Below are 5,150 nucleotides of genomic sequence, written 5' to 3' on the forward strand. Positions count from 1 at the left end.
GGTAGAAAGCGATCGCCTCAAACCTGCATTTTCTCGCCTCACCTACCCCACCCATAACCCTCACTCTGATTCGTGAATTTGCTGGCGATGCACGAGTTTTTTTTGGGCGTTTTCAGGGGGGATTGACAAAATTACTAAAATGTGCATCCTCAACCGTTGCTATAGCTGTGACTTATTTATTTCGGCAGACAATTTTAAACATTGAATCAGTCACCACAAATTTCCGGGGAAATAGTCATCATTTGCGTCACGAGAGAATCGGCACTTGACACCGTTTTGGGGTTCTGATAACATAACGTTATATGTGAAAATACCTTTGTTGTATCTATAGGGGCTCTGTAGCCGATTTCCGGTAGAAAGCGATCGCCTCAAACCTGCATTTTCTCGCCTCACCTACCCCACCCATCACCCTCACTCGTATTCGTGAATTTGCTGGCGATGCACGAGTTTTTTTTGGGCGTTTTGAGGGGGGATTGACAAAATTACCAAAATGTGCATTAGGGACAATTAAGGAATTGCCCCTAAGTGTGTTAGACAGACCGAGAGGACTGTGGGCTGTGATATGTAAGCTATTGGCCGGGTCTAACTAATCTTGGGTTTTAGGAGATTTTCGGGGAATAGGTTTTGGCGTGGGGGAACCGGAAGCCGAAGTGCGGCGGGGCTTAGTATCAGGACGAGGCGATCGCGGGAAACTGCCCCTGGGTTTACCTGGTTTAAACGGTCTTTTACCCTTAATAGGTAAAGCCCCGATATCGTGGCTTTCCTCAACCACTAAATCACTACCAATCAGACGTGCGTGAAGGTCTATAAAATGTCCGACAGGTCGCAGACCCACCATCCCCAGTAATTTTAATTTAAAGAACTTGGGTTTTTCGTTTTCATGACGAGAGGATTGTCGGATTTTGACGATCGCATATTGAGGGTCATCCTGAGACTGATAAACAATCTCACCTCGAATCGAAAAATAACCATGTTCAATATCCGGTAAAGCCTGATGCTCTGGGGAAATATCCGGCGATATCTTATCAACCGCCATAGAGTCATCATCAGATTTAGTCAGGGTGTGTGGTTCCCAAACTCCCATAATTTGCACGTGCAGATCATCTTGTTTCTGGCGAGTGCGAGGATAAACCACCCAGAGATGTTCAGCCTCTAGGTCAATATGTTTTTTAACCAAACTCATGACCCGTCCTAACAGAACCGCATCAATTTCCGCACCCTCGACAGTGCGAAGAATGCCTTGAGTAAACTGTTCACCCGAAGCATGATAACACCCGCGCACCAAACCGATCGCCCTATATTGGCGAGGCTCACTAGGGGGAGGTATAGGGTGAACTAAACCATCATCTTCATCTGATAGCTGTTTAACATGATTATCTGGGGTAGATAAAGGGGTATTTTCAGTCAAGTTAGGCACTGCCGCATCATCTATCTGTTCAACTAGAGAACTTTCCGCCTCTGGCTGATCAACACCTGGTTGGGGTGGGATAGGGGGGGAATCGGGGACTTGGGGGAATTTATTCGGAGAAGGACTCATAAAACCTCAGAGTAGGAGAAACATACCATGCCAAACTGCATGATTTTCTAGGTGATACAGTACCATCAGAACCTAGTCGGCGTTAATCAAGTCAGATATTCGGGTAAATAATACCCGAATAACCGACTCCACATCAACAGAACTAGACCTATCGGTGGCTAGGATAGATTACAGCTCATCAGGTAGCACTATGGCGATCGCCTATTAAATAGCAATTACACCAATGTGCCTATTGTACTAAATCCCATGGGACAACGGCTAAATCCGTAACCCATTCCGGTGATCCGTTCTGCTACCATGTGATCAGCAAAGCCGTTAGCTGGGAGAGAGGAATTTAGAAGTCATGGTAGATAAACGTCGTGGCGTGATTGGGGTAATTTTAGTTCTATCCCTAATCGCATTTGTGGGATTTTCCATGGCCCCCTTGCTGGGAGGACTCCTAAGAACTGATTCATCCGAGTCTGAACCTAATCAAACCGCCGTTTCCAATATTAGCGGCGCTCAACTCAAAGACCTCGAAGACCAAGCCAGGGGTTATCAATTGGTTTTACAAAGAGAACCTGATAATGAGACCGCCCTACGGGGATTTCTGCAAGCTAAATTTGAGTTAATCAGTCAAGGTCAAGGACAGGTAAGAGATGTTGTTGAACCTTTACAGAGGTTGGCGCAATTACACCCGGAAACTCCAGAATATGGGATTCTATTAGCCCAAGCTCAAGAGTATACAGGCGATCGTGAAGGGGCAGCTCAAAGTTATCGAAGAATTTTAGAACAGCGACCCGGAGAAGTCCAAGCCCTCCAGGGACTCGTTAGCCTTCTGATTTCCCAAGACCGACCCGAAGCAGCCATTGGGTTATTAGAAGATACCCTCAAATCAGCACCGCAGATTAATCAAGCCCAAGCTGGAACCATTGACGAAATCTCCATTCAACTAATCTTAGGGCAGGTTTACGCCGAACAGCAACGTTACCAAGAAGCGATCGCCGTTTATGATGAGGCTATCAAAAACAGCGAGTCAGACTTTCGCCCCGTCCTAGCTAAAGCTATCATACTCAGACAACAGGGAAATCCTGACGATGCTGAGTTACTATTTGCGGAAGCCATAGACTTAGCCCCTGCCGGCTTTAGAGATCAAATTAAACTACAGGCAGGAATGACACCCACCTCCCCAACTATGGAAACTTCCCCCGAAGCTACCACCGAAACTGAGGTCGGGGAAACTGAATAATCAATGCTAATTCAATATCTCCCTGTGGGGTTTCAATTTACATCTCCCGGACCGACTATCTTAGAAGTCGGTCCCATATCAATTCGCTGGTATGGTTTACTAATTGCTTCGGCGGTGTTAATTGGTGTCACCCTCTGTCAGTATCTCGCCAGCCGCCGCCATGTCAACCCAGAGTTAATGGGGGATTTGGTGATTTGGTTGGTCATTGGTGCAATTCCCGCCGCCCGACTTTACTATGTTGCCTTTCAATGGCAAAATTATGCTAATGACCCCGCTAGTATTATTGCCATTTGGAAAGGTGGCATCGCCATTCATGGCGCGATTATCGGAGGTATGCTGGCGGCGGTCATTTTTGCCAAAATTAATCAGGTCTCCTTTTGGCTGTTAGCTGATTTGGTCGCGCCTGCCTTGATTTTAGGTCAGGCTATCGGACGCTGGGGAAATTTCTTTAACTCCGAAGCCTTTGGCGGTCCGACAGATTTACCCTGGAAGTTATACATATCTCCCCCCTACCGACCTCTGGGTTATCAGGACTATCAATATTTTCATCCCACTTTCCTCTATGAGTCAATCTGGAATTTCCTCGTCTTTGGCTTACTGTTAACCCTGTTTTTCCGAGACCTACAACAAAAGCCTCCCCTCAAATTAGGCACTATTTTTTTAGTTTATGCGATCGCCTACAGTTCTGGACGAATTTGGATTGAAGCACTCCGAACTGATAGCCTTATGTTAGGACCCTTTAGAATAGCCCAATTAATTAGCCTGGGCGGTATCCTATTGGCAATGACAGGTCTACTATGGTTATATGTTTTCCAACGCCATTTACCTGATGTCGTCAAATCTGATTTCTAGCCATCAACCCACCCTAACCAGAGTCCCCTTGATTGCCATTGGTTGCCAACAGCCTCCCAGAATGATAAAATATAAAAAACGCCCCGGAGTTTGTTTTTCTCCAGGGCATTAACCAGGGTGCATCTACCATACCTAGTTACCACCTAACTCTGATATAATCCGGAAAGAAATTACTGGTAGGGCAAAAATTTTTGCTATGAATGGCACAACCCGAAAATCATTGCCACCAATGGTGTACATTGTAGGGGCAGGACCAGGCGACCCAGAATTGCTCACAGTTAAAGCCCAAAAACTTTTGACTCAAGCTGATGTGATTCTGTTTGCTGATTCCTTGATACCCCCGCAAATGTTAGTCGGTGTGCGTCAGGATGCAGAAATTATCCCCACCGCTAATCTTACCCTTGAGGATATCCTACCTGTTATGATAGATAGAGTCCAAAAAGGGCGATCGGTTGTCCGCCTACATTCGGGAGACCCTAGCCTATATGGGGCTATTTATGAACAGATACGCCAACTCTCAGAGATGGGTATTGATTTTGAAATAGTCCCCGGTATTAGCGCTTTTCAAGATGCAGCCGCTAAACTCAAGCTGGAGTTGACTATTCCTGAATTAGTCCAGACTATCATTTTAACCCGCGTCAGTGGACGCGCCACAGGTGTTCCTCCCTCAGAAGAGTTGGCGAGTTTAGCAGCCCATAAAGCTAGTTTGTGTCTCTATCTCAGCGCGCGCCATGTCACCGCCGCCCAAGATAAGTTAATCGCACATTACCCCCCCGAAACACAGGTCGCTATTTGTTATCGTCTCGGATGGCCTGATGAGAAAATTAGGGTAGTTCCCCTACATCAAATGGCTGAAGTTACTCAACAAGAAAATTTCACACGCACCACACTCTATCTCATAACTCCCGCAACCGGTGCTAACCCAACCGCCAGGTCTAGCCTTTATCACCCACAACACTCCCACTTATTTCGCCCAAATGTTAAGTTTTGTTAAGTTTTGTCAAAAAAATCCTTTTTTTTTGGGGGGAGGGGTTGCTTTTCGGTCGCGCCCGTGATAGTCTATATCATAATGGAGATATTGACTTTTATTTGAAAATTACACAAATTCCAATTATATACTTTATACATAATAATAGCATGAGTTGCCGAGAGTGTCAATTGGCGATCGCCTATAACCCCGAAAATTCCCCAACCATAGTGTAGGGTGCGTCAGAAGCACACCAAAACATCAACACCCAGCCACCCACTAACTGACGCACCTTCAATGGTTATGGTAGAGTGTGTCAGCCTATAACCCGAAAATTCCCCAACCATAGTGTAGGGTGCGTCAGAAGCACACCAAAACATCAACACCCAGCCACCCACTAACTGACGCACCTTCAATGGTTATGGTAGAGTGTGTCAGCCTATAACCCGAAAATTCCCCAACCATAGTGTAGGGTGCGTCAGAAGCACACCAAAACATCAACACCCAGCCACCCACTAACTGACGCACCTTCAATGGTTATGGTAGAGTGTGTCAGCCTATAACCC

Annotated in this window: 4 protein-coding genes; 3 read left to right on the forward strand and 1 reads right to left on the reverse strand. The window is 46.1% G+C overall.

Features of this window, described 5'->3' with window-relative positions; translation table 11 throughout:
- Positions 1-586: 586 nt before the first annotated feature.
- On the reverse strand, positions 587-1,537 hold the full coding sequence (locus P5674_RS05435; RefSeq protein WP_006616430.1) for a hypothetical protein: 951 nt from the start codon (positions 1,535-1,537) through the stop codon (positions 587-589).
- A gap of 343 nt (positions 1,538-1,880) precedes the next feature.
- Here P5674_RS05435 and P5674_RS05440 point away from each other — a divergent pair, with 343 nt between their 5' ends.
- The 3 genes from P5674_RS05440 to cobM all read left to right on the forward strand — a co-directional run bounded on the left by P5674_RS05440 (position 1,881) and on the right by cobM (position 4,611).
- Positions 1,881-2,765: a tetratricopeptide repeat protein gene (locus P5674_RS05440; protein WP_315669851.1), complete on the forward strand. Its 885-nt coding sequence runs from the start codon at positions 1,881-1,883 to the stop codon at positions 2,763-2,765.
- 3 nt (positions 2,766-2,768) lie between these two features.
- Positions 2,769-3,617, forward strand: coding sequence for a prolipoprotein diacylglyceryl transferase (gene lgt / locus P5674_RS05445; protein ID WP_006616432.1), 849 nt, complete (start codon positions 2,769-2,771; stop codon positions 3,615-3,617).
- A gap of 196 nt (positions 3,618-3,813) precedes the next feature.
- Entirely contained in the window at positions 3,814-4,611 is a 798-nt protein-coding gene (gene cobM, locus P5674_RS05450; RefSeq protein WP_014274689.1) for a precorrin-4 C(11)-methyltransferase, read from the forward strand.
- The last annotated feature ends 539 nt before the right edge of the window (positions 4,612-5,150 follow it).

Origin of the sequence: Limnospira sp. PMC 289.06, assembly GCF_032350395.1 — a bacterium.
GTDB classification, from domain to species: domain Bacteria; phylum Cyanobacteriota; class Cyanobacteriia; order Cyanobacteriales; family Microcoleaceae; genus Limnospira; species Limnospira platensis.